20 protein-coding genes are annotated in these 21,894 nt (G+C 61.2%); 9 read left to right on the top strand and 11 right to left on the bottom strand.

Translation table 11 applies throughout. The annotated features are described in order from the left end of the window. Positions 1-196 precede the first annotated feature (196 nt). The 5 genes from VF436_RS14320 to VF436_RS14340 form a co-directional block, all read right to left on the bottom strand. Entirely contained in the window at positions 197-1,660 is a 1,464-nt protein-coding gene (locus tag VF436_RS14320; RefSeq protein ID WP_330904703.1) for an efflux transporter outer membrane subunit, read from the bottom strand. Continuing rightward, the gene (locus VF436_RS14325; RefSeq protein ID WP_330904704.1) at positions 1,644-2,831 is read right to left on the bottom strand and encodes an efflux RND transporter periplasmic adaptor subunit; all 1,188 of its coding nucleotides are present in this window, start codon (positions 2,829-2,831) and stop codon (positions 1,644-1,646) included. Before VF436_RS14325 ends, VF436_RS14320 begins: the two co-directional genes overlap by 17 nt. Continuing rightward, positions 2,821-6,060 carry an efflux RND transporter permease subunit gene (locus VF436_RS14330; RefSeq protein WP_330904705.1) on the bottom strand — a complete coding sequence of 1,080 codons (3,240 nt, stop codon included), beginning with the start codon at positions 6,058-6,060 and terminating at the stop codon, positions 2,821-2,823. The genes VF436_RS14325 and VF436_RS14330 overlap by 11 nt, the downstream gene beginning before the upstream one ends. 239 nt (positions 6,061-6,299) lie before the next feature. Further along, positions 6,300-7,697, bottom strand: coding sequence for a sensor histidine kinase (locus VF436_RS14335; protein WP_330904706.1), 1,398 nt, complete (start codon positions 7,695-7,697; stop codon positions 6,300-6,302). Then, positions 7,694-8,359 carry a response regulator gene (locus VF436_RS14340; protein ID WP_330904707.1) on the bottom strand — a complete coding sequence of 222 codons (666 nt, stop codon included), beginning with the start codon at positions 8,357-8,359 and terminating at the stop codon, positions 7,694-7,696. Before VF436_RS14340 ends, VF436_RS14335 begins: the two co-directional genes overlap by 4 nt. Positions 8,360-8,538: 179 nt before the next feature. Here VF436_RS14340 and VF436_RS14345 point away from each other — a divergent pair, with 179 nt between their 5' ends. From VF436_RS14345 to VF436_RS14355, 3 genes are all read left to right on the top strand, one after another. After that, positions 8,539-8,871, top strand: coding sequence for a hypothetical protein (locus tag VF436_RS14345; RefSeq protein ID WP_330904708.1), 333 nt, complete (start codon positions 8,539-8,541; stop codon positions 8,869-8,871). A gap of 204 nt (positions 8,872-9,075) precedes the next feature. Beyond that, complete coding sequence (locus VF436_RS14350; protein ID WP_330904709.1) at positions 9,076-9,765, top strand: carbonic anhydrase; 690 nt, start codon at positions 9,076-9,078, stop codon at positions 9,763-9,765. Between the two features lie 9 nt (positions 9,766-9,774). After that, entirely contained in the window at positions 9,775-11,295 is a 1,521-nt protein-coding gene (locus VF436_RS14355; protein WP_330904710.1) for a SulP family inorganic anion transporter, read from the top strand. Between the two features lie 120 nt (positions 11,296-11,415). Here VF436_RS14355 and nth read toward each other — a convergent pair whose 3' ends face one another. From nth to VF436_RS14380, 5 genes are all read right to left on the bottom strand, one after another. After that, on the bottom strand, positions 11,416-12,027 hold the full coding sequence (gene nth / locus VF436_RS14360; protein WP_414649863.1) for an endonuclease III: 612 nt from the start codon (positions 12,025-12,027) through the stop codon (positions 11,416-11,418). A gap of 20 nt (positions 12,028-12,047) precedes the next feature. Then, complete coding sequence (locus VF436_RS14365) at positions 12,048-12,644, bottom strand: RnfABCDGE type electron transport complex subunit B (RefSeq protein WP_330904712.1); 597 nt, start codon at positions 12,642-12,644, stop codon at positions 12,048-12,050. Continuing rightward, complete coding sequence (locus tag VF436_RS14370) at positions 12,641-13,456, bottom strand: hypothetical protein (RefSeq protein WP_330904713.1); 816 nt, start codon at positions 13,454-13,456, stop codon at positions 12,641-12,643. The genes VF436_RS14365 and VF436_RS14370 overlap by 4 nt, the downstream gene beginning before the upstream one ends. A 75-nt stretch (positions 13,457-13,531) precedes the next feature. Continuing rightward, positions 13,532-15,619 (bottom strand): methionine--tRNA ligase, encoded by a 2,088-nt coding sequence (gene metG / locus VF436_RS14375; protein ID WP_330904714.1) that lies wholly within the window; start codon positions 15,617-15,619, stop codon positions 13,532-13,534. Between the two features lie 30 nt (positions 15,620-15,649). Beyond that, positions 15,650-16,207, bottom strand: a complete 558-nt coding sequence (locus VF436_RS14380) for a metal-dependent hydrolase (protein WP_330904715.1) — start codon at positions 16,205-16,207, stop codon at positions 15,650-15,652. Positions 16,208-16,338: 131 nt separating this feature from the next. Between VF436_RS14380 and VF436_RS14385 the strand changes: the two genes are divergently transcribed. The 3 genes from VF436_RS14385 to VF436_RS14395 are packed head-to-tail and all read left to right on the top strand — an operon-like array spanning position 16,339 to position 18,933. Next, positions 16,339-17,499 (top strand): MFS transporter, encoded by a 1,161-nt coding sequence (locus VF436_RS14385; RefSeq protein ID WP_330904716.1) that lies wholly within the window; start codon positions 16,339-16,341, stop codon positions 17,497-17,499. Next, the gene (locus tag VF436_RS14390; RefSeq protein WP_330904717.1) at positions 17,496-18,137 is read left to right on the top strand and encodes an HAD family phosphatase; all 642 of its coding nucleotides are present in this window, start codon (positions 17,496-17,498) and stop codon (positions 18,135-18,137) included. Before VF436_RS14385 ends, VF436_RS14390 begins: the two co-directional genes overlap by 4 nt. Beyond that, on the top strand, positions 18,130-18,933 hold the full coding sequence (locus VF436_RS14395) for a DeoR/GlpR family DNA-binding transcription regulator (RefSeq protein ID WP_330904718.1): 804 nt from the start codon (positions 18,130-18,132) through the stop codon (positions 18,931-18,933). The genes VF436_RS14390 and VF436_RS14395 overlap by 8 nt, the downstream gene beginning before the upstream one ends. Positions 18,934-18,976: 43 nt before the next feature. On the opposite strand, the gene VF436_RS14400 is transcribed toward VF436_RS14395, so the two are convergent. Continuing rightward, complete coding sequence (locus VF436_RS14400) at positions 18,977-19,423, bottom strand: DUF2147 domain-containing protein (RefSeq protein WP_330904719.1); 447 nt, start codon at positions 19,421-19,423, stop codon at positions 18,977-18,979. Positions 19,424-19,554: 131 nt separating this feature from the next. Between VF436_RS14400 and apbC the strand changes: the two genes are divergently transcribed. The 3 genes from apbC to dcd all read left to right on the top strand — a co-directional run bounded on the left by apbC (position 19,555) and on the right by dcd (position 21,831). After that, positions 19,555-20,643: an iron-sulfur cluster carrier protein ApbC gene (gene apbC / locus VF436_RS14405; protein WP_330904720.1), complete on the top strand. Its 1,089-nt coding sequence runs from the start codon at positions 19,555-19,557 to the stop codon at positions 20,641-20,643. Continuing rightward, positions 20,640-21,194, top strand: coding sequence for an NADPH-dependent FMN reductase (locus VF436_RS14410; RefSeq protein WP_330904721.1), 555 nt, complete (start codon positions 20,640-20,642; stop codon positions 21,192-21,194). The genes apbC and VF436_RS14410 overlap by 4 nt, the downstream gene beginning before the upstream one ends. A 70-nt stretch (positions 21,195-21,264) precedes the next feature. Continuing rightward, positions 21,265-21,831 (top strand): dCTP deaminase, encoded by a 567-nt coding sequence (gene dcd / locus VF436_RS14415; protein WP_330904722.1) that lies wholly within the window; start codon positions 21,265-21,267, stop codon positions 21,829-21,831. Positions 21,832-21,894: the final 63 nt, after the last annotated feature.

Raw genomic sequence — 21,894 nt, forward strand, 5'->3', positions numbered from 1 at the left:
CGTCCCGCCGTTTTGCTGTCTGGCCTTTGGGCAGGTCAAACGCTTGGCTTCGATGCCTCAGCGAGTGCAGGATCGGCGTTGCCGGCATGCATCCACAGGCACAGTGCGTAGACGTCATGCAAAAACGCTCCGCTGGAGGCCTCCGGCGGAGCGTTGGCTGATTCGGGTGTGCTGTGGCGTGAGGCGCGAATGCGCCTCAGCGTGAAGATACTTCGGTGCCCTTGTCGTCGGGTGACTGCCATCCTCCACCGAGTGCTCGAATCAGATCTACGCTCGCTTGCAGGCGCCGCGTGCGTACCAGTTCAGCCCTGCGCTCGGCTTGTAGCGCGCTGGTCTGCGCGCTGACCACATCCAGGTAACTCACGACACCCTCCATGTAGCGGTTGGTCGCCAGAGTCTGCGATTCCTTGGCGGCATCGGCGGCGGCATCTTCCTGCATGGCTTCCTGGCCGAGTTCCTGTAACAGCGACAGGTTGTCTTCGACCTGCTGGAACGCGGTGAGTACCACCGCGCGATATTGCGCGGATGCGGCATCGAATTCGGCATGCGCCTGCGCGACCCGGGCACGCCGCAGGCCGCCGTCAAACAGGTTCAATGAGGCCAGTGGTCCCAGTGCCCAGAACCGGTTGCCCTTGGCGACGAAACTACCATGACCGACATCCTGCCAGCCCAAAGCTGCGCTGAGGCTGAGCGTCGGAAAGAAGGCCGCGCGCGCTACTCCGATATTCGCATTGGCCGCATACGTGCGTCGCTCGGCCGCGGCAATATCGGGGCGGCGCTGCAGCAGCGTGGAAGGCACGCCCAATGGCACGGCCGGAATGCTCAACGCCGTGGTCTGCGGCGCGAGCGAGAAACTCGACGCAGGCTGTCCGATCAAGGCGGCGATGGCATGCTCGGTCAATGCCCGTTGCGCACGAAGATCCGATGCCTGTGCCTGCGCATCGGCGTACTGAGCGTTGGCGCGAGCTACATCCAGGCCCGACGATACGCCACCCTCCATGCGCTGCTGCGTCATCTGCTGGCCCTGCTGATAGGCATCGAGCGAGTCCTTGATGATGCGAGCTTCCACGTCGTAGCCACGGAGCTGGATGTACAGATCCGCCAACTGGGCTTGCAGGCTGAGTTTGGCCGATGCGAGGTCTGCCCCTGCCGCTTCACTTTGCGCCGCGCCTGCGGCGACTTCATTGCGGATACGCCCCCACAGATCCAGCTCATAGATGGCTGACAATTGCACGGTGCGCGTGTCGTATTCGTTGGGCTGGTTGGCGCCACGCAGTGGGCGATTATCCGATTGCCGGTCGTTGGTCGGGCTGGCCATCAGGCCAGCGTGCGGCATTTGGTCCGATCGCAATTGCTGCTCGAAGGCGCGCGAAGCATCGTAGCGCGCTAGTGCCACGGCAATGTTGGGGTTGTTGATGTCGAGCGTATCTTCAAGCTGATCCAGCTTTGGATCGCCGTAGACTTTCCACCAGCTTCCCCGGGTGGTGTCATCGCCAGGCTTGGCTACCGTCCATCCCTCGGGGGCGGCCGCACCCTTGAAGGCTTCGGGCAGCGGGCCGACTCCGGGTTTTTGATAGGTTGGTGCGAGCGAGCAGCCACTCATGGCGAGCAGCAGCGACAGGGGAAGAAGACGCAGCGCGCGATCAATGTTCTTTGGCATGGCCCGGCTCATCCTTCACGGTTGAAGCAACTTGCACCGTGTCGCCTTGCATCAGCGAATCGGAAGGGTGGTCGACGACACGGTCGCCTGGCTCCAGGCCGTGGTCGATTTCCAGTCGATCACCCAGATCCATCGCAATGTGCACGTCACGCAGTACCACATGATTATCTTTGCCCACCACGGCGATCTGTGGGCCGGCGGCACGAAACAGCAGGGTAGTGGCAGGTACGGTGACCGTTTTCTCGTTGGCGGCCAGCGGCAGTTGCACTTCGGCGAAATCGCCGGGCAGAAGATCCTTGCGCGGGTTGTCGACCTGGAACTGCGCCAGCAATGTACCTGATGCCTGGTTGATGGCGTTGGAGTTACCGATCAGAGTGCCGTCGACGGTTTCGCCGCCATGGCCCAACACGAGCAACTTGACCTTCATGCCGGGCGTGACAGACGAGGCGAAACTCTGCGGCACTTCCGTGTACAAGCGCATCTTGTTGGTATCGGCGATCGTGAACAGCGGTTTGCCGCTATTGTTATTGGCGGTAATCAGGTCGCCAATATCAGTATTGCGGCTGGTCACGGTGCCGGCGAACGGGGCGACGATGCGCTTGAACGACTCCAGCGCGGCGATGCGATCCACATCGGCTTTGGCCGCTAGCGCGTTGGCACGGGCTGTCTCCGCTTCGCTGGCTTTTTCATCGGCCTCCTGCTTGGACACCGAGCGTGATTGGAGCAGGTTCTGCCAACGCTTGGCTGTGGTGTCGGCCAGGCGTACGTTCGCCTGTGCGCGTGAGAGTTCGGCCTTGGCCTGTTCGAATTGCTGATCGAGCTCGGGCGTGTCGATGGTCGCAAGGACATCGCCGGCGTTCACCTTGTCGCCGATGTCCACGCTCCAATGTTTCAGGTAACCCCCGACGCGCGCATGGATAGGTGCGCTGATCCAGGCGTCGAGATGTCCAGGCAGCGTCATGCTCTGCACGCCGCTGTGGTGGGACGGCTCGATCACCGTCACCGTAGGGGTGATCTGCGCATCCGTCCATTGCTTGAGATCGTGCGACTCGACAGAGCGATAGGAAAGACCGGCAACCACGGCAGCCACAGCCAGGCCCAATCCGATGGTGATGGCCAGGCGCAGGCGCGGCGGACGCCCGGGAAGCGCGGCGGTGGCGTCATGCGACATGAGGGGTATCTCCGATGAGGCGATGTTGATTGGGTGCGGGTGATTTGCGTTCATGTACGATCGAGAAGATCACCGGAACGAACAGCAGCGTGGCAAAGGTGGCGAACATGAGACCGCCGATCACGGCGCGGCCCAGGGGCGAGTTCTGCTCCTGGCTCAACGCCATTGGCAACATGCCGATGACCATTGCCAGCGCCGTCATGCAGACCGGGCGGAAGCGTGTAAAGCCGGCCTCCATGGCAGCCTTGACCGCGTCGCCATGCTCGGCCAGGCGTTCGCGGCAGAAGCTCACGACCAGGATCGAGTTTGCGGTAGCTACGCCCATGCACATGATGGCGCCGGTCAATGCCGGTACGGAAAGGCTCGTATGGGTAAGAAAGAGCATCCATACGATGCCCGCAAGCGCGGCGGGTAGGGCGGTGATGATCACGAACGGATCGAGCCAGGACTGGAAGTTCACGACGATCAGCAGGTAGATCAGCACCACCGCACCGATCAGGCCGAAGATCAAGCCACCGAAAGCTTCGTTCATCGTGCCGACCTGCCCATGCAGGCTGACCAGCGTTCCCTTCGGGCGCGTACCGGCGAACCGATCGAGCACCTTCTGAATATCGCCGGACACGCCACCGAGGTCACGTCCCTGGATGGTCGCGTAGATGTCATACGCCGGCATGATGTTGTAATGCGAGACTACCGCGTCGCTGGGCCCGCGCGTGAAGCTGGCCAGGCCGCCAAGAATCTGCGTGGCCTTCTGGGTGGACGAGGTGACCGGAAGGCCTGTCAGGTCGGACATCGAATCCATCAGGTACTGTGGCGTGGCTGCGACGATGGCGTAGGACACGCCGTTCTTGGGATTGAGCCAGAACGCTGGGGCCACCTGCGAACTGCCGGCCAGCGAGGCGACCATGCTGTTCGTGACATCACGTTCGGTAATGCCCAGGCTATCGGCGCGAACGCGATCAACGTTGACGTTGAGCTGTGGATAGCTGGAGCTCTGCTGCATTCGCACGTCGGCAATGCCGGGAATCTTGCGAAGTTCCTTGAGGATTTCCAAAGCGTAGCGCTCATTACCCTTACGATCGCGGCCGGCAATGGAAACATCCAGCGGAGCCGGCGCGCCAAAGTTGAGGATCTGGCTGGTCATGTCCGCAGGCAGAAATGCGAAGCTGGTGCCAGGGAATTCATGCGGTAGTTTTTCGCGCAGCGACTTGACGAATTCGGCACTTGGCTGGTGGCCATCCTTGAGCACGATCTGGATATCGCCATCCTGCGGGCCAATGGTGCCGCTGCTGTTGTAGACCAGGTTGGTGCCGCTTAACGGAAGACCGATATTGTCGATGATGGTTTCTAACTGATCGGGCGGTATCACCTGCCTGACGGCGTGTTCGATGCGATCGAATTCGGCGGCGGTTTCTTCCACGCGCGTACCCATCGGCGCACGAACATGCATGGCGATGGAGTCGGAATCGATGGCTGGGAAAAAATCGCGTCCAAGGGTCGGCACGAGGGCGAATGAAGCCAGCACGAAGCACAGGAACCCGATAATGAAGCGCTTGCGGTTTTCCAGTGCTACGGCGAGTGTGGCGTAATACGTATCGCGGATTCGCGTAAAGCGATGTTCAAACCCATGCTGAAAGCGGACAAGTCCGGCAACGATCGCGTTGCGCTTGCGTGGTGGATGCTGGTCGCCCTCGTGATGGTTGAGGTAGGCATCCTCGGGATGGTCACCGTCGCCGCCCTCGGTATGGTGCGGTTTGAGTAGGAACATCGCCAGTGTCGGCACCAGCGTGCGAGACAGGATGAACGAGGAAGCCATGGCAAAGATCACCGCCAGGGCCATCGGACGGAATAGGAAGCCGGCGATGCCGTTGAGCATGAACATCGGCACGAACACGATGCAGATGCACAACAGCGACACAAAGGCTGGCGTCACGATCTGCTTGGCGCCGTCCATGATCGCCGTCATCACATCCTTGCCCTGTTCGAGATGCCAATTGATGTTTTCGATTGTTACCGTGGCGTCATCGACCAGGATGCCTACGGCCAGTGCCAGTCCTCCCAGCGTCATCACGTTCAATGTCTGGCCGAATGTCGCCAGCAGCGCGATAGCCGAGAGGATCGATAGCGGGATCGACAACGCGATGATGACGGTCGAGCGCCAGCTGCCGAGGAACAGCAGGATCATCACCGAGGTAAGCAAGGCGGCGATGATGCCTTCGCGCGCCACCGAAGTGATGGCTGCTTTGACGAACAACGACTGGTCGGCAAGCAGGTTCATCTTCAGCGACTTCGGCTGCGTCTCCTGGATAAGTGGCAGGAGTTTCTTGATGCCGGCCACCACGTCCAGCGTCGATGCATTGCCGTTCTTCAAGGCAGGCATCAGTACTGCGCGCTTGCCATCCACGCGTACAATATTGTTCTGCGGTGGCGCGCCATCGCGCACATGAGCCACGTCGCCAATAGTGATCGTGGCACCGTTGACAGTCTTGATCGGCAAGCGGTTGAGCTCATCGATAAGCGTTGGGCTGTTGTTGAGCTGCACGTGGTATTCGTAGGTGCCGATCTTGGCGGTGCCCACGGGAATGATCTGGTTCTGTGCACTCAGCGCGTTACCGACGTCCTGTGCCGACAACCCCTTGGCCGCCAGTGCCTGCGGATTGAGATCCAGCGTGACTTGCTTCTGCTTGCCGCCGTAAGGAGTCGGGATGGCCACGCCGGGCACCGAGATCAGCGTAGGGCGCATGAAATTCTGCGCGATGTCGCGGATGTTGGCTTCGCTCAGCTCGGTACTGGACAGTGCCATCTGCAACACCGGAACGGTCGAGGCATTGTAGTTGAGGATTTGTGGCGGCGTGATGCCGGGAGGCATCTGCTTGACCACGGTCTGAGAGATCGAGGTGACCTGGGCCGTCGCGGTGCGAATGTCGACGCCGGGCTGGAAGAAGATCTTCACGATGCCCACGCCAGGCAGCGATTGCGACTCGATGTGCTCGATGTCATTGACCGCCGTGGTCAGCTGGCGTTCGTAGTAGTAAATCACGCGACCAGACATCTGGTCCGGGGGCAGGCCGTTGTACGACCACACCACGCTGATGACCGGGATACCGATGTTGGGAAAGATATCCGTCGGCGTGCGCATGGCGGCCAACGGGCCGGCGATCAGGATGACCAGCGCGAGCACGATGAACGTGTACGGGCGGGACAGGGCTATGCGTACGAGGGCTAGCATGCCTTGGGCTCCTCAGCATGCCTGCATGACGCGGATGTGACACAGGAGTTGCCGTCGGCGTGTCGAATCGTGGAGAGCGGGTTCATCGCGAATAACACTTGGCTTTGCGTCGGGCAGAAGCGCCCAGAACCATCATCGGCGGGGATGCTTGTGGAAACCTTTTGGGGCCCCGGGCCAGTCACCCGGTCAGGCCGATACCTTTCCATGGCATGGCAGGAAAGGACGGTCGATCTTATCGATCAGGCTGGCAGGGCATCCATGCGAATACGTACCAGCAGTCCCTGGCCGCCGGGCGATTCGAGTAGCGAGATCGTCGCTTCATGCAGTTCCACCGCGCGCTGCACGATACTCAGGCCCAGGCCGAAGCCCTGCGAGGTGGCTTCGCTTTCACGGTGAAATCGCTTGAATACCGTTTCCCTGCGTTCGGCTGGAATCCCTGGGCCATCGTCACTGATATCAATAACCGCCTTGCCGTCGACGCGAGCGATGGCGATATCCACCTGACCTCCCGAGGGCGCATAGCGCAAGGCGTTTTCGACCAGGTTGCGGAACATGGCGGTCAAGGCGACTTCGTGCCCGGAGACATGCAAATCCGGTTCATCGTGGTTGAGGCTGAGCGAGATATCTTTTTCGGCGATGATCGGTGCCAGTTCCTCGACAACTTCGGTGGCGATGACGATCAGGTCCAGCGGCATGCGCTGTTGTGACGCTGCGCCAGCTTCCAGTCGCGCGATGGCCAAAATCTGCTCGATACGCCGCCCGAGGCGGGCGAGGCTGCGCCGGGCATTCTTGAGCGTGTAGGAAATTTCTTCAGGGTCTTCGGCGATGATCGCGCTTTCCAGATGGATCATGGTTGCGGCCAATGGCGTGCGCAACTCATGCGCGACGTCGCTGGCGAAACGATGTTCGCGATCGATGGCGTCCTCCAGCCGTTCCAACTGTTGATTAAGAGTCACAATCAGCGGCTTGATCTCCCGCGGCGTGCGTTCGATCGAAATCGTGCGCCGGCTACCGGGGGTGCGCTTGGCCAGCAGGCGGGTCAGAAGGTCCAGTGGGCGTAATCCTCGTTTGACGGCAAGGCTGACCAGAATGGCCAGCAGGGGCAGGCCGATCAGTAAGGGAAGCCCGTGTTCGAGGATCAATCCCCGCGTGATGTCCCGGCGGTTGTCATAGCGTTCGCCGATGCGGATCACCAGCCCAAAGCGATTCTTGAGCGTGAAAAGACGCCAGCGATGATCATGGTGGTGCAAATCGCTAAAGCCGCGCTCTTCGGGGGGCGGGGGCGCCAGGTCGGCCAGATTGGCGGTGGCAGCGATCAGCCTCCCATGGGGGTCGTAGGCCTGAAAGCCGACTTCGGGCTCGTAATTGCGGGGATGGACCGACACCACCACGCTGCCATGTTGGACATCGCTGGGCAATGTCAGGCCCGTGGATGAGGCCGCTGCGGGGTAGCTACCTTGGTTATAGGCGATAAGGGTGCCGAGGGTTCGTCCGGCCTGGGCCAGGCGGCCATCGAGCAACTGGTTCATTTCGCGTTGCTCGCGACGATAACTAATCGTGCCTAGTGGGATCAGTACCACCACCAGCACGGCGATGATCAACCAAGTCAGTCGTGTCCGTAGGCTGGCGGTCTTCATCGAGGATCGCGAGGGATCATGTAGCCAATGCCACGCACGGTGTGGATCACATCCGCGCTGAGTTTGCGCCGCAGCCAGTGGACCTGGACTTCAATGGCGTTGCGATCGACGACCGTATCGAAACCATAGACCGAATTTTCCAGTGTTTCCCGGCGCACGATGCGGCCGGCGCGCTCCATCAGGATGCGCAGCACCGAGAACTCGCGGCGGGTGAGGGTAATGCTCTGGTCACGGAATTGCACCTCCATGGTGGCCAAGTCCAGGCGCAGACCACCGACTTCGACACGGTTGTCGGCCAGGCCCTGCGCGCGCCGGGTCAGGGAGCGGATGCGGGCGGCCAGCTCACCTAAGTGAAAGGGCTTGACCAGGTAATCGTCGGCACCTAGATCCAGGCCTCGAATGCGGGTTTCCAGCGCATCCCTGGCGGTCATCACCAGGATGGGCGTCTTTACTCCGTCGCGCCGGGCTTCGGCCAATACGTCCAATCCATCCTTGCCCGGCAGGCCGAGATCCAGGAGTACCAGGTCCATCGCCCCGTCGGCCAACGCCGCCATGGCCTGCCGGCCATCCTTGAGCCAGGTCACCGCATAGGACTGATGCTCAAGTGCGTGCTTGATGGCCTCTCCCAATTCGGTGTCGTCTTCCACAAGCAGGATGTGCATGGCTGTATAAGTGTTATGGCTCGAGCGGAGCCGCGCCATCCTATTCTTGGATGCCAGGCTTTTGCCTAGCTTATGTCCTTTTTGGGTGGCATGGGCTGGTGTGGATCAACGGGGTTCTGTTATGGAACTTTTCAGTATTGGACTTGCCTAACTCGGCATCTTTTCGATAGTTTCACCCCATGCCTTATCTCCGCCGCCACCTGTTGCCGTATTTCGCATGCCTATTGGGCATGATGCTGGCGATGGCGACCCTGGCACAGGCTACCTCACTGCATGGCACATCTTCGGTGGGTGCGGTCGTGGCGCTGCTGGATCAGCCAGACGATGCCCAGGCGAGCGACGACCTGGGCTCCAGCAGCGATGACAGCGGCAACCTCGAAGAGCCGGCCATCGTGCCAGATGGCTTCCAGGTGGCTTTACAACAGCGTCCGGATGCAAAACCTCATCCATTTGAGTGCCTCGGTTTTCATCACGATACCTCTCTGATGCCGCGCCCTCCTTCCATCTCCTGACAGGCGGTCGGTTCGTACCTTACTCGAGGCGAACCCAAGTTGTGACCTGACACCTCGATGCGCCGTTATGGTGCGCAGTGATCGTGGTCACCATTTCTCCGTACTTCCCTGATTTTCATCAATCGACGCATCGCGCGTCGCCGATGGGCATCGCCTGCGCTCAAGCGCTGGCATTTTCATCCTTTTATCTGGAGATATCCGACCATGAAACGACTCATCCAAGGTTTCGATACGTTCCGTCGTGACGTATTTCCGCAGCAGCGAGAGCTCTTCAAACGCCTGGCCGACAAGCAAAATCCGCATACGTTGTTCATTACGTGTGCCGACTCGCGCGTGATGCCGGAGATGATCTTTTCCGCACAGCCTGGCGAGCTCTTTGTCTATCGCAACATCGGCAACATCGTGCCGCCGTATGCCCAGCACGTCAGCGGTGTGGTGGCGGCGATCGAGTATGCAGTCAAGGTTCTGCGTGTCGCGCATATCGTGATCTGCGGTCATTCCGATTGTGGTGCGATGAAGGCACTGATGAATCCGGCCGCCTTGCAGGACAAGCCATCTGTCGAAGCGTGGCTGAAGCATGCGGATGTTGCCCGTTACGTTGTTGCCGAGCATGGCGCGACCATGACCGATTCCGAAACCCTGCGCCGACTCACCGAGGAAAACGTAGTCGGGCAGCTTGAGCATCTGCGTACCCTGCCGTCCGTGGCGGCAGCCATTGCCACTGGCAGCCTTAATATCCATGGCTGGATCTACGACATCGAGCATGCTGACATCTCGGCCTTCGATGCCAATGAAGGGCGTTTCGTCAAGCTTGATCCGCAGTCCGATAACGTTCCGGATGCGACGCCGCATGCTCGATTTTCGTTGCGAGTCGCAGCGGCGAACGCCGCTTAAGGACATCACATGCGCGCCTATTTTTCCCAAGGCCTGTTTGGACGAGACCTGCTCGGTTCGGTTGTCGTCTTCCTCGTAGCCCTGCCTTTGTGCATGGGCATTGCCATCGCCTCCGGCATGCCGCCGGCAGCCGGGCTGATCACGGGTGTGATCGGCGGTGTTGTCGTCGGTATGATCGCTGGCTCTCCCATGCAGGTCAGCGGTCCAGCCGCGGGCCTGGCGGTGCTGGTGTTCGAGCTTGTGCGCGAGCATGGTGCGGCGGCGCTCGGCCCGGTCGTGCTGATGGCGGGCCTGATCCAGATCGTGGCTGGCTTGTGTCGTGCGGGTGTCTGGTTTCGCATGACCTCGCCTGCGGTGATCGCGGGCATGCTGTCCGGCATTGGTATCCTGATCCTCGCCTCCCAGATGCATGTGCTGATCGATGCCACTCCCAAGGCACGTGGCTTGGAGAACTTCGTGGCGTGGCCAACGGCCATGTTCGACGCGATGCGTGAAATCGAAGGCGCTGGCAGCCTTGCGGCATTCGGTGTCGGCGTGGCGACGATTTCCATCATGCTGGCATGGGAGAAGTTGCGTCCCGCGCGCCTGCGATTCCTGCCGGGTGCCTTGCTTGCGGTGGTGATCCTGACGGCCACGGTGCAACTCATGGGATTGGACGTAAAAAAGGTGGATGTACCCTCCAACCTGCTGGCTACGATCAGCCTGCCTGGCCTGGGTGATTTCACCAACGCTCTGCAGCCTTCCATGTTGATTGCCGCTGTCACGTTCGCTTTCATCGCAAGTGCGGAAACACTACTTTCCGCAGCAGCCGTTGATCGCATGCATGATGGTCCTCGCACGCGTTACGACAAGGAGCTGACCGCACAAGGCGTGGGTAACCTTCTTTGTGGTTTGCTGGGTGCGTTGCCCATGACGGGTGTGATTGTGCGCAGCGCAGCCAACGTGCAGGCCGGTTCGGCCACGCGTATGGCGACCATCCTGCATGGCTTGTGGATCATGGTGTTTGCTTTGCTTCTGCCCTGGTTGCTGCGCATGACCCCGGTGGCTTGCCTGGCAGGCATCCTGGTCTACACAGGCATCAAAATGGTCAATCCCATGCAGATCAAGTCGCTTGCGGCCTATGGAAAGGGCACGGCGGCGATCTATGTGGTCACGACCTTGGCCATTGTCGCGACCGATCTGCTGACCGGCGTGATCATCGGCTTCGCAGCCTCGTTGTTCCGCCTCGCGTTGCTTTCCTCGCGCCTTAAGATTGGTCTTGACCAGGATCGCAACGAACCAGGCTTGGCCTCGTTGCGCCTGGAAGGTTCGGCGACCTTTCTCAAGGTGCCCAGCATGGCGCGTACGCTTGAGCAGGTGCCTCCTAATACGCGCCTGAAAGTGGTGCTCGATCGCTTGCATCACATCGACCAGGCCTGTCTCGAATTGTTGCGGGACTGGGGGCGGAGCGCCGCTTCGAAGGGAAGTGAGTTGATCGTGGATTGGGCGGAGCTCAATCGCAGGGTCGAAGGGCAGAAGAGCGCTGCCTGAGGAAGCCCGCTTTTATAGGAGTAAGTGAAGAGGAGTGGGGAGTGAGAGGAGAGCCCGGCATCCAGCAGCCTCGCCGGGTCGCGCTTTTCTCTCGCTCCTTACTCCTGATTCACGCACTCCTTACTGGGTCACCTTGGGCTTGAATGCACATAGGTCACGGATCACGCAGCGCGGACACTCCGGCTTGCGTGCCTTGCACACGTAACGGCCATGCAGGATGAGCCAGTGGTGTGCATCCTGTCTGAATTCCGCAGGCACCACTTTTTCCAGTTTGTCTTCAACGGCGCGGACATCCTTGCCCGGTGCCAGGCCGGTGCGGTTGCAGACACGAAAGATGTGTGTGTCCACGGCAATGGTCGGATGACCGAATGCCGTATTCAATACGACATTGGCTGTCTTGCGCCCGACGCCAGGTAAGGCCTCCAGCGCTTCCCGGCTGTTGGGCACCTGCGCGTCGTACTGCTCGACCAGGATCTTCGAAAGCGCGATGACATTCCTGGCTTTGCCATTGAACAAGCCAATGGTGCTTATGTATTTCTTGAGCTTCTCTTCGCCCAGGTCAACGATGCCTTGCGGTGTATTGGCGACGGGGAAAAGCTTCCTGGTTGCCTTGTTCACGCCGACATCGGTGGCTTGTGCCGAGAGCACGACTGCGACCAGCAGTTCGAAGGGGGAGGTGTAATCCAGTTCGGTGGTCGGGTGCGGGTCGAGTTCGCGAAGACGCGAGAACATGTCGATGATGGCGATGCGCTTCACGGGGACGAGTCCTTCTTCATCCGTGCTCGGGCGAGCGCTGCCAGCACGGGATTGGTCTGCGAATCGAGTTGTGCTTTGCGCGCGACAAGCTCGGCATCGCGGCGGGTGCGCAGCCCTTCCAGGCGAGCCTCGCGACGCTGGAAATGTGCCCTGGCCTTATCGGCATGCGGCAGGTCGATCTGCGCTTCGGGCATGGGCAACAGGGCAATGCAATCGACAGGGCACGCCGGCACGCATAGTTCGCAGCCGGTGCAGTCATCGGCGATGACGGTATGCATCAATTTGGCGGCCCCGACGATGGCGTCCACTGGGCATACCTGAATGCACTTGGTGCATCCGATACAGTCGGCTTCGACAATACGGGCAAGTTGACGTGGCTTTTCGACACCATGTTCCGGATCAAGGGGGAGTGCCGGGCGACCGAGCAGTGCCGCCAATCGTTCGATGCCCTCCGCCCCGCCGGGGGGACAACGATTGATGGACGCCTGGTTGTCGGCCATGGCTTGTGCGTACGGACGGCAGCCGTGGTAACCGCACTGCTCGCACTGCGTTTGTGGCAGCAGAGCATCAATGCGATCGACCAGCGAATTCACGATATCGGTACCAGATGCTTGGGCATCGCGTATTTCTGGCCGTCATAGCTGAGATGCACCTGGTCGCGGCGAGACTTGCCCAGCTTGTCCTGGCACTGCTTCTGGCTGTCCAGTTCGCTGCTGGCTTCTTGCGTGGTCGTGGCGATATCGATGCCAGCAAAGCCATGGCTGTTGTCCTTGGACATGCTGAGCACGGATTTGCTGTCGGTGGATGTGCCAGCACAGTTGCCATCCCACTCGCCGTTGCTTTTGGATACCACCACGCCATCGATTACCGCGCGTAGCTTGCCGTTGTCAATGACATACAGAGAAAGATCGACTTCCTCGAAGGGATTGACGTGTGAGCTACCTTCCAGTGTCTTGCGAACGCCGAATGCCAGGATGCCAGGTGCAAGCTGGTAGCGCGCGGTATCGAAAGCGATGGTTTCGATGCGGATGGCATCGTCATCCATGAAATGCTTCAAGCGCAGCCGCTGTTGCACTTTCTGACTTGCGCTGTCGAGCACGAGTACATCCAGATCGCCGGCGTTTTCGTCGTCCGTGCTGGACTGCATCAAGGGCACGGCCGCAAGCGTGAGCTCCGGATGCGCAGGCCAGGTCTTGCAGATCATGGTGTGCGAGTCGTTATAGCCGTCACCGGGGACGGCCAGGGTGTAACCGCCGGCCTCGTAGTGTCCATTGTCGCCCTCGGTGGCATTGGGGTAGGCGTGTTGCACGATAGCAGCGGCCTGGGCACATTCGGCCCTGGCTTGCATGGCGGCAGTGCCAGCGAGCAGGATCAGGGCAAACGACAACTGACGAATCGGTGACATGCTAAGCATCCTGGCTGGGCAAAAAAACGAAAGGCGCCGCAGTGTATTCGACTGCGGCGCCCGTGAACGAGATGATCAGCGCACGGTCGCGCCTGGTTGTGCGCCCTGGTCGGCGTCGAGCAGGAACAAGTCGCTACCGCCTTCCCCCGCTGAAAGGATCATGCCTTCGGACACGCCAAAGCGCATCTTGCGTGCGGCCAGATTGGCGATGAACACGACGTTGCGGCCGATCAGTTTTTCCGGTTCGCCATAGGCAGCGCGGATGCCCGAGAAGATCTGGCGCTTGCCGAGCGTGCCGGCATCGAGCTCGAAGCGTAGCAGTTTGTCCGAGCCCTCGACGAATTCGCAGGCCAGGACCTTGCCAATGCGCAGGTCGAGCTTGGCGAAATCGTCGATTCCAATAGTGGCAGTGGCCGCCGGCTCGGAGGTGGTATTGGAGGTCATGGGTTTTGCAGGTTCCTTGGTTTTGGCGGCAGGTGTAGCCGCTTCCTCGCCCAATGACTCCCGTGACGCTTCGACCATGGCCTCCACGTGCTTGGGATCGATGCGCGCAAGGAGCGGTTCGAACGGGTTGACGGTATGGCCGTGCAATGGGGTGCGCGCGTCGTCGAAGCTGGCGATGGGCGCTCCCAGGAAGTGCTCGGCTGCCTCGACGGTGGCTGGAACAATCGGCTTGAGCAGGCCGGCGAGCAGGCGAAAAGCCGCCAGCGCAAAGGAGCACACCTGATGCAGTTCAACGCGGCGGGTATCGTCCTTGGCCAGCACCCAGGGCGCCTTGGTAGCGATATGGCCGTTGACCAAGTCGGCCATGCTGACGAAGCGCCGGGTTATCTCGGCAAACTCGCCACTTTCGTACAGCGTGTGGATATCGTCGTACTGCGTGAGCAGTGCTTGCCACAGGAGGGCTTCCTCCTCGCCGAAAGCGTCAGCGAGCCGGCCCTCGAAGAACTTCTGCACGAAACCTGCCGTGCGGCTGGCGATGTTGACCCACTTGCCAACCAGGTGTGAATTGACGCGTTCCTCGAAGGCCTTCAGGTCAAGATCGACGTCCACGGGCGTATCGCCCAGCACGCTGGCGAAGTAATAGCGCAGGAAATCCGGGTTGAGGCCGACGTCCAGGTAGGTGCGGGCCATGATGAAGGTGCCGCGCGATTTGGACATCTTCGCGCCGTTGACCGACAGGTAACCGTTGACGTGCAGTGCGGTGGGCACGCGCAGGCCCGCGCCGTGCAGCATCGCCGGCCAGAACAGACCGTGGAAGTTGATGATGTCCTTGCCGATGAAGTGGTGCATCTCGGCGCCGCTACCGGGGGCCAGGAAATCGTCGAAGCGGATGCCTGTGCGATCACACAGGTTCTTGAAGCTGGCCAGGTAGCCCACCGGGGCGTCCAGCCACACATAGAAGAACTTGCCCGGCGCATCGGGAATCGGGAAGCCGAAGTAAGGCGCGTCACGTGAAATGTCCCAGTCGCGCAGGCCGCTTTCCAGCCACTCATGGAGCTTGGCGGTCACGCCACTGTTCATGACCGGCTTACCGCCGGTGTACTTGCCGTCGAACCAGTCGCGCAGCAACGCCTCGAACTTGGATAGCTCGAAGAAATAATGTTCGGTATCGCGCAACACTGGCGTAGCGCCGGACATCACCGAATAGGGATTGATCAGGTCGGTGGGCGCATAGGTGGCGCCGCAGTTTTCGCAGTTGTCGCCGTACTGGTCGGCTGTGCCACAGCGCGGGCAAGTACCCTTGATGTAGCGGTCAGGCAGGAACATTTCCTTCTGCGGGTCGTACAACTGCTGGATCGTGCGCTTGGCGATCCGGCCACTGTCACGCAGGCGTGTATAGATCAACGACGCCAGTTCGGCATTCTCGGGCGAATGCGTGGTGTGGTAGTTGTCGTAGCTGAAATGGAATGCGGCGAAATCCGCCTCATGGCTGGCGCGGATCTGGGCAATGAACGCCTCTGGGGATTTACCGGCCTTTTCGGCCGCCAGCATGATCGGCGTGCCGTGTGCGTCGTCGGCGGCTACGAAAATGGTCTCGTTGCCCATCATGCGCTGTGCGCGTACCCAGATGTCGGTCTGGATATAGCCAAGCATGTGTCCCAGGTGCAAGGGGCCGTTGGCGTAGGGCAGGGCATGGGTGACGAGAAGTCGACGAGACATTATCCAGTTCGCTGTGTGGCTAGCGTTTCATTATGGCATGCGGCGTTGCGGCATTTGTCGGCGCGCGGCGCGTCGACGCCCTGCGATCCATGCCAGTCCGGCCAGTCCGGCGGTCGGTAGCACCACCCATGTCAGCTCCGAACCGATCACAACCAACCCGCGGGCACTGAAGAAACGGGCGCCGATCGGTGAGACTTCGATGGGGCGCCACGGGAGGAAATACCGATGATCGTCCATCGGCCAGGCCAGTGCCACACCGAGTCCGCCATTGGTACATGCATCGAGCAGCGGGTGCGACAAGGCAGCCAAGGCGACAAAGCCGAATGCCCGCCATGGTGTGGTGAGCAATAAGCGATGCGATGCCGCCGCCAGGCAGGCGACAGCCAGGGCGAAAGCGATTGAATGCGCAGCGCCACGGTGTCCGAAATCGCTGGCATAGGCGATGCCGAGTTTGAAACCGACCGTGTCGGCGTCGGGCAGCATTGCCGCGATGGCGCCGGTCGCGAGCAGGCGCCCGCTGACGCATTTACGGCCCGCGACGCCGCCAAGCAGCAGTGGTACGGCAGCGTGCGTAAAGATGCTTGGCATTCGGGCGTCCTGTTCCCCGGCGGTGGTAAAGCATGCCTGCGTCAGCAACGGGAGGCTAGTCGTTGCGATTGCACGTTTATGCGTATTTGTTTATATTTATTCCGAATCTTGCGGTATATATAGGTCTTGACGTGATCTCCCCTCATGCATCTCCTGCCTTGCCGGCTGTTCCCTTGAAGGAAGCCAGACGTGCCACCCGACTGATCTTCCTGCTTGCCGGTATGGCGATGTCCAGTTGGGCGCCCATGGTGCCTTATGCCAAATCCCGCCTCGGCCTGGACAATGCGCAACTGGGCCTGATGCTGTTGGCTTTCGGTGGCGGCTCGATGGCTTCAATGCCTTTCATGGGGTGGTTGAGCCATCGGTTCGGCAACCGCCGTGTCATCCTGGTGTCCTGTGCGCTGGTGTGTTTGGCGATGCCGTGGCTGGCCTGGGCGCCGAGCATTCCCTTGCTTACGGCAGCGCTGCTTTATTTTGGCGTGACGCTCGGTGCCGTAGATGTGGCGATGAACGTGCACGCGGTCGAGGTGGAGCGCCTGGATGGCCGCATGCTGATGTCCGGATTCCATGGTCTGTTCAGCCTGGGTGGGTTGACGGGAGCGGCGGTTGTCAGTGGCTTATTGGCGGTCGGGGCTCCGTTATTGGCGGTCGCTCCGGTCATTTCGCTACTGCTGGCGCTCATTGTCTGGACACAGCGGCACCACCTGCTCGACGAAGTGCATGACGATGCGCCCAAGGCTCCCATGCGCATGCCTGGAGCCATGGCATTGCTCCTGGGCATGCTGTGTTTTGCCAGTTTCATGGCCGAGGGTTCCATGCTGGATTGGAGCGCGGTGTTCCTGCGCGATTTTCGCGGCGTGGCGGCGAGTGCGGCGGGCGTCGGCTTTGCGTGTTTCTCGGTGGCGATGGCCTGCGGCCGGCTCACGGGTGACCGCTTGATCGCGCGGCTCGGGCCGGTGCGTGTCGTGCGCTTGGGCGCAGGCCTGGCCGCGCTTGGTTTTGCCGCGGTTGCTGCGTTGCCCTGGTCGGCGGCATCCATGGTTGGCTATATCCTGATCGGACTGGGTGCATCCAACATCGTGCCGGTCATGTTCAGTGCCGCAGGTCGCCTTCCTGGTAATAGCCCGGCCATTTCCCTGGCTGCCGTCACGGTGCTGGGTTACGCCGGCATGCTGAGCGGTCCGGCGCTGATCGGCTTCATTGCCCATGCGACCAGCCTGCCCTGGGGCATGGTTTTCCTGGCGGGTATCCTGGCTATGGTTTCGGCTTCCGCGAGGATCGTGCGCCGATGAATCACTCCGTGAATATCGATACCGTCGTATTCGATCTCGGTGGCGTATTGATCGACTGGAATCCGCGATATCTGTATCGCCAGTTGTTCGACGATGAGCAGGCCATGGAGCACTTCCTGGCCCACATCTGCAACGGTGAGTGGAATGAGCAGCAGGACGCAGGGCGCCCCTGGCACGAGGCGGTGGCGACCCTCAGTGCGCGGCATCCGGAGCACGCCGAGCGCATCGCTGCGTATTGGCATCGCTGGGAGGAAACCCTGGGCGATGCGATCGAGGAAACGGTTCGATTGCTGGCAGCCTTGAAGCGCAGGGGCGTACGCCTGTATGCGCTGACCAACTGGTCCGGCGAAACCTTCCCCGTGGCGCGCCGACGCTTTGCCTTCCTGGCATGGTTCGAGGGTATCGTGGTGTCGGGCGATGAGCGGCTAATCAAGCCCGATCCGCAGATTTTCCAGCGACTGCTTTCGCGCTATGCCATCGACCCGGCCAGGGCGTTGTATATCGACGATGCCCAGCGCAACGTACAGGCCGCTGCCGCCCTGGGCATGCAAGCATGCTGGTTTCGCGATGCCACGGCGCTGCGTGATCGATTGTTGGCCTTGAATTTGTTGACCGCCGAAGAGGTAGACCATGGCTAGGCCACGCAGCGCAGACATCACGGCCGGTGGGGATACCTTGCCGCAGGAGCGCCAGCAATGGATTGTTCAGCGGCTGCGAAGTCACGGTCGCGTGGTCGCCGCTGAACTGGCTGCGGAATTCGAGGTGTCGGAGGATTCCATCCGGCGTGACCTGCGCGAACTTGCCGCGCAGGGATTATGCAAACGTGTCTACGGCGGTGCGCTGCCACTGCCGCCTGGCGGCACTCCGCTCAAGCAGCGACGCCACGAGGATACGGCGCGCAAGCAGACTCTCGCGCGCAAAGCGGTGACGCTGGTGCGCCGCGGACAGATCCTGCTTATCGATGCGGGTAGCACCAACGCGGCCATTGCCGAAGCGTTGCCTGAGCGTTTTGGCCTGACCGTGATCACCAATGCTCCTGATATCGCGCAGGTCCTGATGGAACGCGAGGGGTTCGACATCCTGCTGATTGGCGGACGCGTGGATCAGCGCACGGGCGCCACCATGGGGGCGCAGGCACTGTTGGAAATCCAGCGCATTCGCGCGGACCTGTGCTTTCCGGGCGCCTGTGCCATCGACGCCGAGACGGGCCTGTGGGGATTCGAGAGCGAGGAAACCCTGCTCAAGCGCGCGATGATCGAGGCCTGCGGCGAAACCGTGGTTGTCGTGACCGATGGCAAACTGGGAACCGTCGCGAACCATCGAGCTGCGGGTGTTCAGGATGTGCAGCACCTGGTGGTGGAACATGACGCCGAACCATCGCTGGTTAACGCCTTCATCGCCCGGGGGGTCGCGGTGCATCGGGCCGATGCCTGAGCGGGAGCCGGCCAGGTCCTGGCCGGTCTCCTTCGAAAAGGCCTTACTCCTGGCGTTCCCAGATCTGGCTGCGCCCGATTAGCGAAAAGCCGATGTAGCCGTGCACGTCGAGCTTCTTGCCGCCTTCGGTGGTTTGCAGCTTGACCTTATAGGTCTTGCCGTTCTTGGGGTCCAGGATCTTGCCGCCATCCCACACGTCGCCGTCCTGCTTGACGCCCCACAAGATCACCATGCCTTCGATCGGCTTGTCCTTGCGCTCGCCGTCGCAGGCCTTGCAGACCGGATGCGGACCTTCATCCGATTGCAGTACTTGCAGCACCTTGCCCTGCAATTGGCCATTCACCTCGGAGATCTCGACGATCGATTTGGGCTTGTGCGTGGTGTCGTCGATGGTTCTCCAGGTACCCACCGGGCTGTTGTCGGCGGCATGGCTCAGACCTGCGGCCAGCAGCAATCCGGCGAGCGTGGCTAGGCGAAGCGTTGCTTTCATGGACATCCTCTTGATCCGTACGAAAGAGTACGGATCGAGCCTGCCCAGCCCGGTCCGGAGGGTCAAGCTGCAATGCGGCAGGCACCGGGCTGGCATAATGGACGATCCGTCCCCCAAATGTTCCCGAACTCATGACACAGGCCAGTGAAGCCTTGGTACGCCGCCTGCTCGGCGAGTTGATCGATCCCCATACCGGCAAGCCGGTCGGCGAGGATATTCGCGCAGTCGGCGTCGATGGCGATCGCGTTTCCGTGGACATCCAGCTCGGCTATCCGAGCGAGGGAAGTGCGCAAGAGCTGGTCGGGCAGGTTCGCGCTACGCTGGAGGCCGATCCGGCCATCGCCTCGGCCGCCGTATCCCTGGGAAGCCGCGTCCATGCGCACAAGGTGCAAGCTACGCTGGCGCCGCTTTCCAATGTAAGGAACATCATCGTCGTTGCCTCGGGCAAGGGCGGGGTGGGCAAGTCCACCGTGTCGGTCAACCTGGCATTGGCGCTGGTGGCCGAGGGCGCACGGGTCGGCATTCTGGATGCCGACATCTATGGCCCCAGCCAGCCACGCATGCTGGGCATCTCGGGCAAGCCCGAGTCGCCGGACGGCAAGACCATCATTCCCATGTCCGCGCACGGCTTGCAGGCCATGTCGATCGGGTTCCTGGTCGATGAGGAAACCCCGATGATCTGGCGTGGCCCGATGGTGACCCAGGCCATGCTCCAATTGCTGAACGATTCGCGCTGGGAGCAGTTGGACTACCTGATTGTCGACCTGCCGCCTGGCACGGGTGACATCCAATTGACTCTATCCCAGAAAGTGCCGGTGGCTGGAGCGGTGATTGTGACCACGCCCCAGGATATCGCCTTGCTCGATGCGCGCAAGGCTTTGAAAATGTTCGAAAAGGTTGAGATTCCGGTGCTCGGCGTGGTGGAAAACATGGCCACTCACGTGTGCACGCAGTGCGGCCACGAGGAACACATCTTTGGCGAGGGCGGCGGTCAGCGCATGGCCGAGCAATACGGCGTGGCCTACCTGGGATCGTTGCCGCTGGATATCCGTATCCGCGAGCAAGCCGATGGTGGTACACCGACCGTGGCGGCGATGCCCGATTCCGACCTGGCCGCGCGCTATCGCGAGATTGCGCGAAACGCCGCCGGCCGCCTGTCACGGCAACCACGCAACAAGTCGCTTGGCCTTGGCAAGATCGTAGTCCAGGGCGCGCCGTGAGCGTGGAGCCCCGGCGGGTGCTGGGCTTGTGCGGCAGCCTGCGCAAGGTATCGGCTAACCGGGCGTTCCTGGAGGCGGCGCGCGAGCTGGCGCCGCCGGAACTGGACATCGTTATCCACGACGGGCTGGGCCGGTTGCCGTTGTTCAATCCCGACGAGGAGATCGAGCCGCTGCCACCTGTCGTGGCGGCATTGCGCGAGGCGGTCGCGGTGAGCGATGTCCTGCTCATCGCTTGCCCGGAATACGCCCATGGTATCCCTGGGCCGTTCAAGAACCTGCTCGACTGGCTGGTCGGTAGCCTGGAGTTTCCGGGTAAGGCTGTCTTGCAGGTCAATACGTCCGGGCGCGAATCCCACCATGCGCAAGCGGCCTTGCGTGAGGTGCTGTTGACGATGTCGGCACACATGCTTGCGGCCGAGCCACTCCCTGTCCCGTTGCCGGGGGCTGGATGCGACTGTGCGTCGGTGCTGGATGACCCTGGCAGGCGCCGAAGCGTGCAGGCGGTCCTGAGCGCGTTGATGGCGTCATGTCCGTCACCGGCTGGCGGATGATTGGCAGTTTCCGTTATTTTTGTCTTTTTGCGCCGGCCATGACCGGCCACCTGCCCATCCTGGAGCACGCGTGAGCATTAAATCGGACAAGTGGATCCGCCGCATGGCGGAGCAGCACGGCATGATCGAGCCGTTCGAACCCGGACAGGTCAAGGTGCGTGATAACCAGAAACTGGTGTCCTATGGCACGTCCAGTTACGGCTATGACGTGCGTTGCGCACGCGAGTTCAAGATCTTTACGAACATCAACTCCACCATCGTCGATCCCAAGGCCTTCGATCCGACCAGTTTCGTCGACGTGCAAGCCGATGTGTGCATCATTCCGCCCAACTCCTTCGCCCTGGCACGCACGGTGGAGTACTTTCGTATTCCTCGCAAGGTGCTGACGATCTGCCTGGGCAAGAGCACATATGCGCGCTGCGGCATCATCGTCAATGTGACGCCCCTGGAGCCGGAGTGGGAAGGCCACGTCACGCTGGAGTTCTCCAATACGACGCCGTTACCCGCAAAAATCTACGCCAACGAAGGCGTGGCGCAGATGCTGTTCCTGGAGTCGGACGAAGAGTGCGAGACCAGTTACAAGGATCGCGGTGGAAAATACCAGGGCCAGCAAGGCGTTACCCTGCCTCGCACCTGAGCTGAACGTGTTCTGCCCGGCAACGCGGCACGGTGCCCGGGCGGCGCTACACTTGCCGACGTT

The organism is Dyella sp. (genome assembly GCF_036384435.1).
In the GTDB taxonomy this organism is placed as follows: Bacteria; Pseudomonadota; Gammaproteobacteria; order Xanthomonadales; family Rhodanobacteraceae; genus GSA-30.

Excerpts from the sequence above, each read along its gene's own strand:
- VF436_RS14320 (WP_330904703.1), bottom strand. The coding sequence starts at position 1,660 with ATGCCAAAGAACATTGATCGCGCGCTGCGTCTTCTTCCCCTGTCGCTG.
- VF436_RS14325 (WP_330904704.1), bottom strand. The coding sequence starts at position 2,831 with ATGTCGCATGACGCCACCGCCGCGCTTCCCGGGCGTCCGCCGCGCCTG.
- VF436_RS14330 (WP_330904705.1), bottom strand. The coding sequence starts at position 6,060 with ATGCTAGCCCTCGTACGCATAGCCCTGTCCCGCCCGTACACGTTCATC.
- VF436_RS14335 (WP_330904706.1), bottom strand. The coding sequence starts at position 7,697 with ATGAAGACCGCCAGCCTACGGACACGACTGACTTGGTTGATCATCGCC.
- VF436_RS14340 (WP_330904707.1), bottom strand. The coding sequence starts at position 8,359 with ATGCACATCCTGCTTGTGGAAGACGACACCGAATTGGGAGAGGCCATC.
- VF436_RS14345 (WP_330904708.1), top strand. The coding sequence starts at position 8,539 with ATGCCTTATCTCCGCCGCCACCTGTTGCCGTATTTCGCATGCCTATTG.
- VF436_RS14350 (WP_330904709.1), top strand. The coding sequence starts at position 9,076 with ATGAAACGACTCATCCAAGGTTTCGATACGTTCCGTCGTGACGTATTT.
- VF436_RS14355 (WP_330904710.1), top strand. The coding sequence starts at position 9,775 with ATGCGCGCCTATTTTTCCCAAGGCCTGTTTGGACGAGACCTGCTCGGT.
- nth (WP_414649863.1), bottom strand. The coding sequence starts at position 12,027 with ATGTTCTCGCGTCTTCGCGAACTCGACCCGCACCCGACCACCGAACTG.
- VF436_RS14370 (WP_330904713.1), bottom strand. The coding sequence starts at position 13,456 with ATGTCACCGATTCGTCAGTTGTCGTTTGCCCTGATCCTGCTCGCTGGC.
- metG (WP_330904714.1), bottom strand. The coding sequence starts at position 15,619 with ATGTCTCGTCGACTTCTCGTCACCCATGCCCTGCCCTACGCCAACGGC.
- VF436_RS14380 (WP_330904715.1), bottom strand. The coding sequence starts at position 16,207 with ATGCCAAGCATCTTTACGCACGCTGCCGTACCACTGCTGCTTGGCGGC.
- VF436_RS14390 (WP_330904717.1), top strand. The coding sequence starts at position 17,496 with ATGAATCACTCCGTGAATATCGATACCGTCGTATTCGATCTCGGTGGC.
- VF436_RS14395 (WP_330904718.1), top strand. The coding sequence starts at position 18,130 with ATGGCTAGGCCACGCAGCGCAGACATCACGGCCGGTGGGGATACCTTG.
- VF436_RS14400 (WP_330904719.1), bottom strand. The coding sequence starts at position 19,423 with ATGAAAGCAACGCTTCGCCTAGCCACGCTCGCCGGATTGCTGCTGGCC.
- apbC (WP_330904720.1), top strand. The coding sequence starts at position 19,555 with ATGACACAGGCCAGTGAAGCCTTGGTACGCCGCCTGCTCGGCGAGTTG.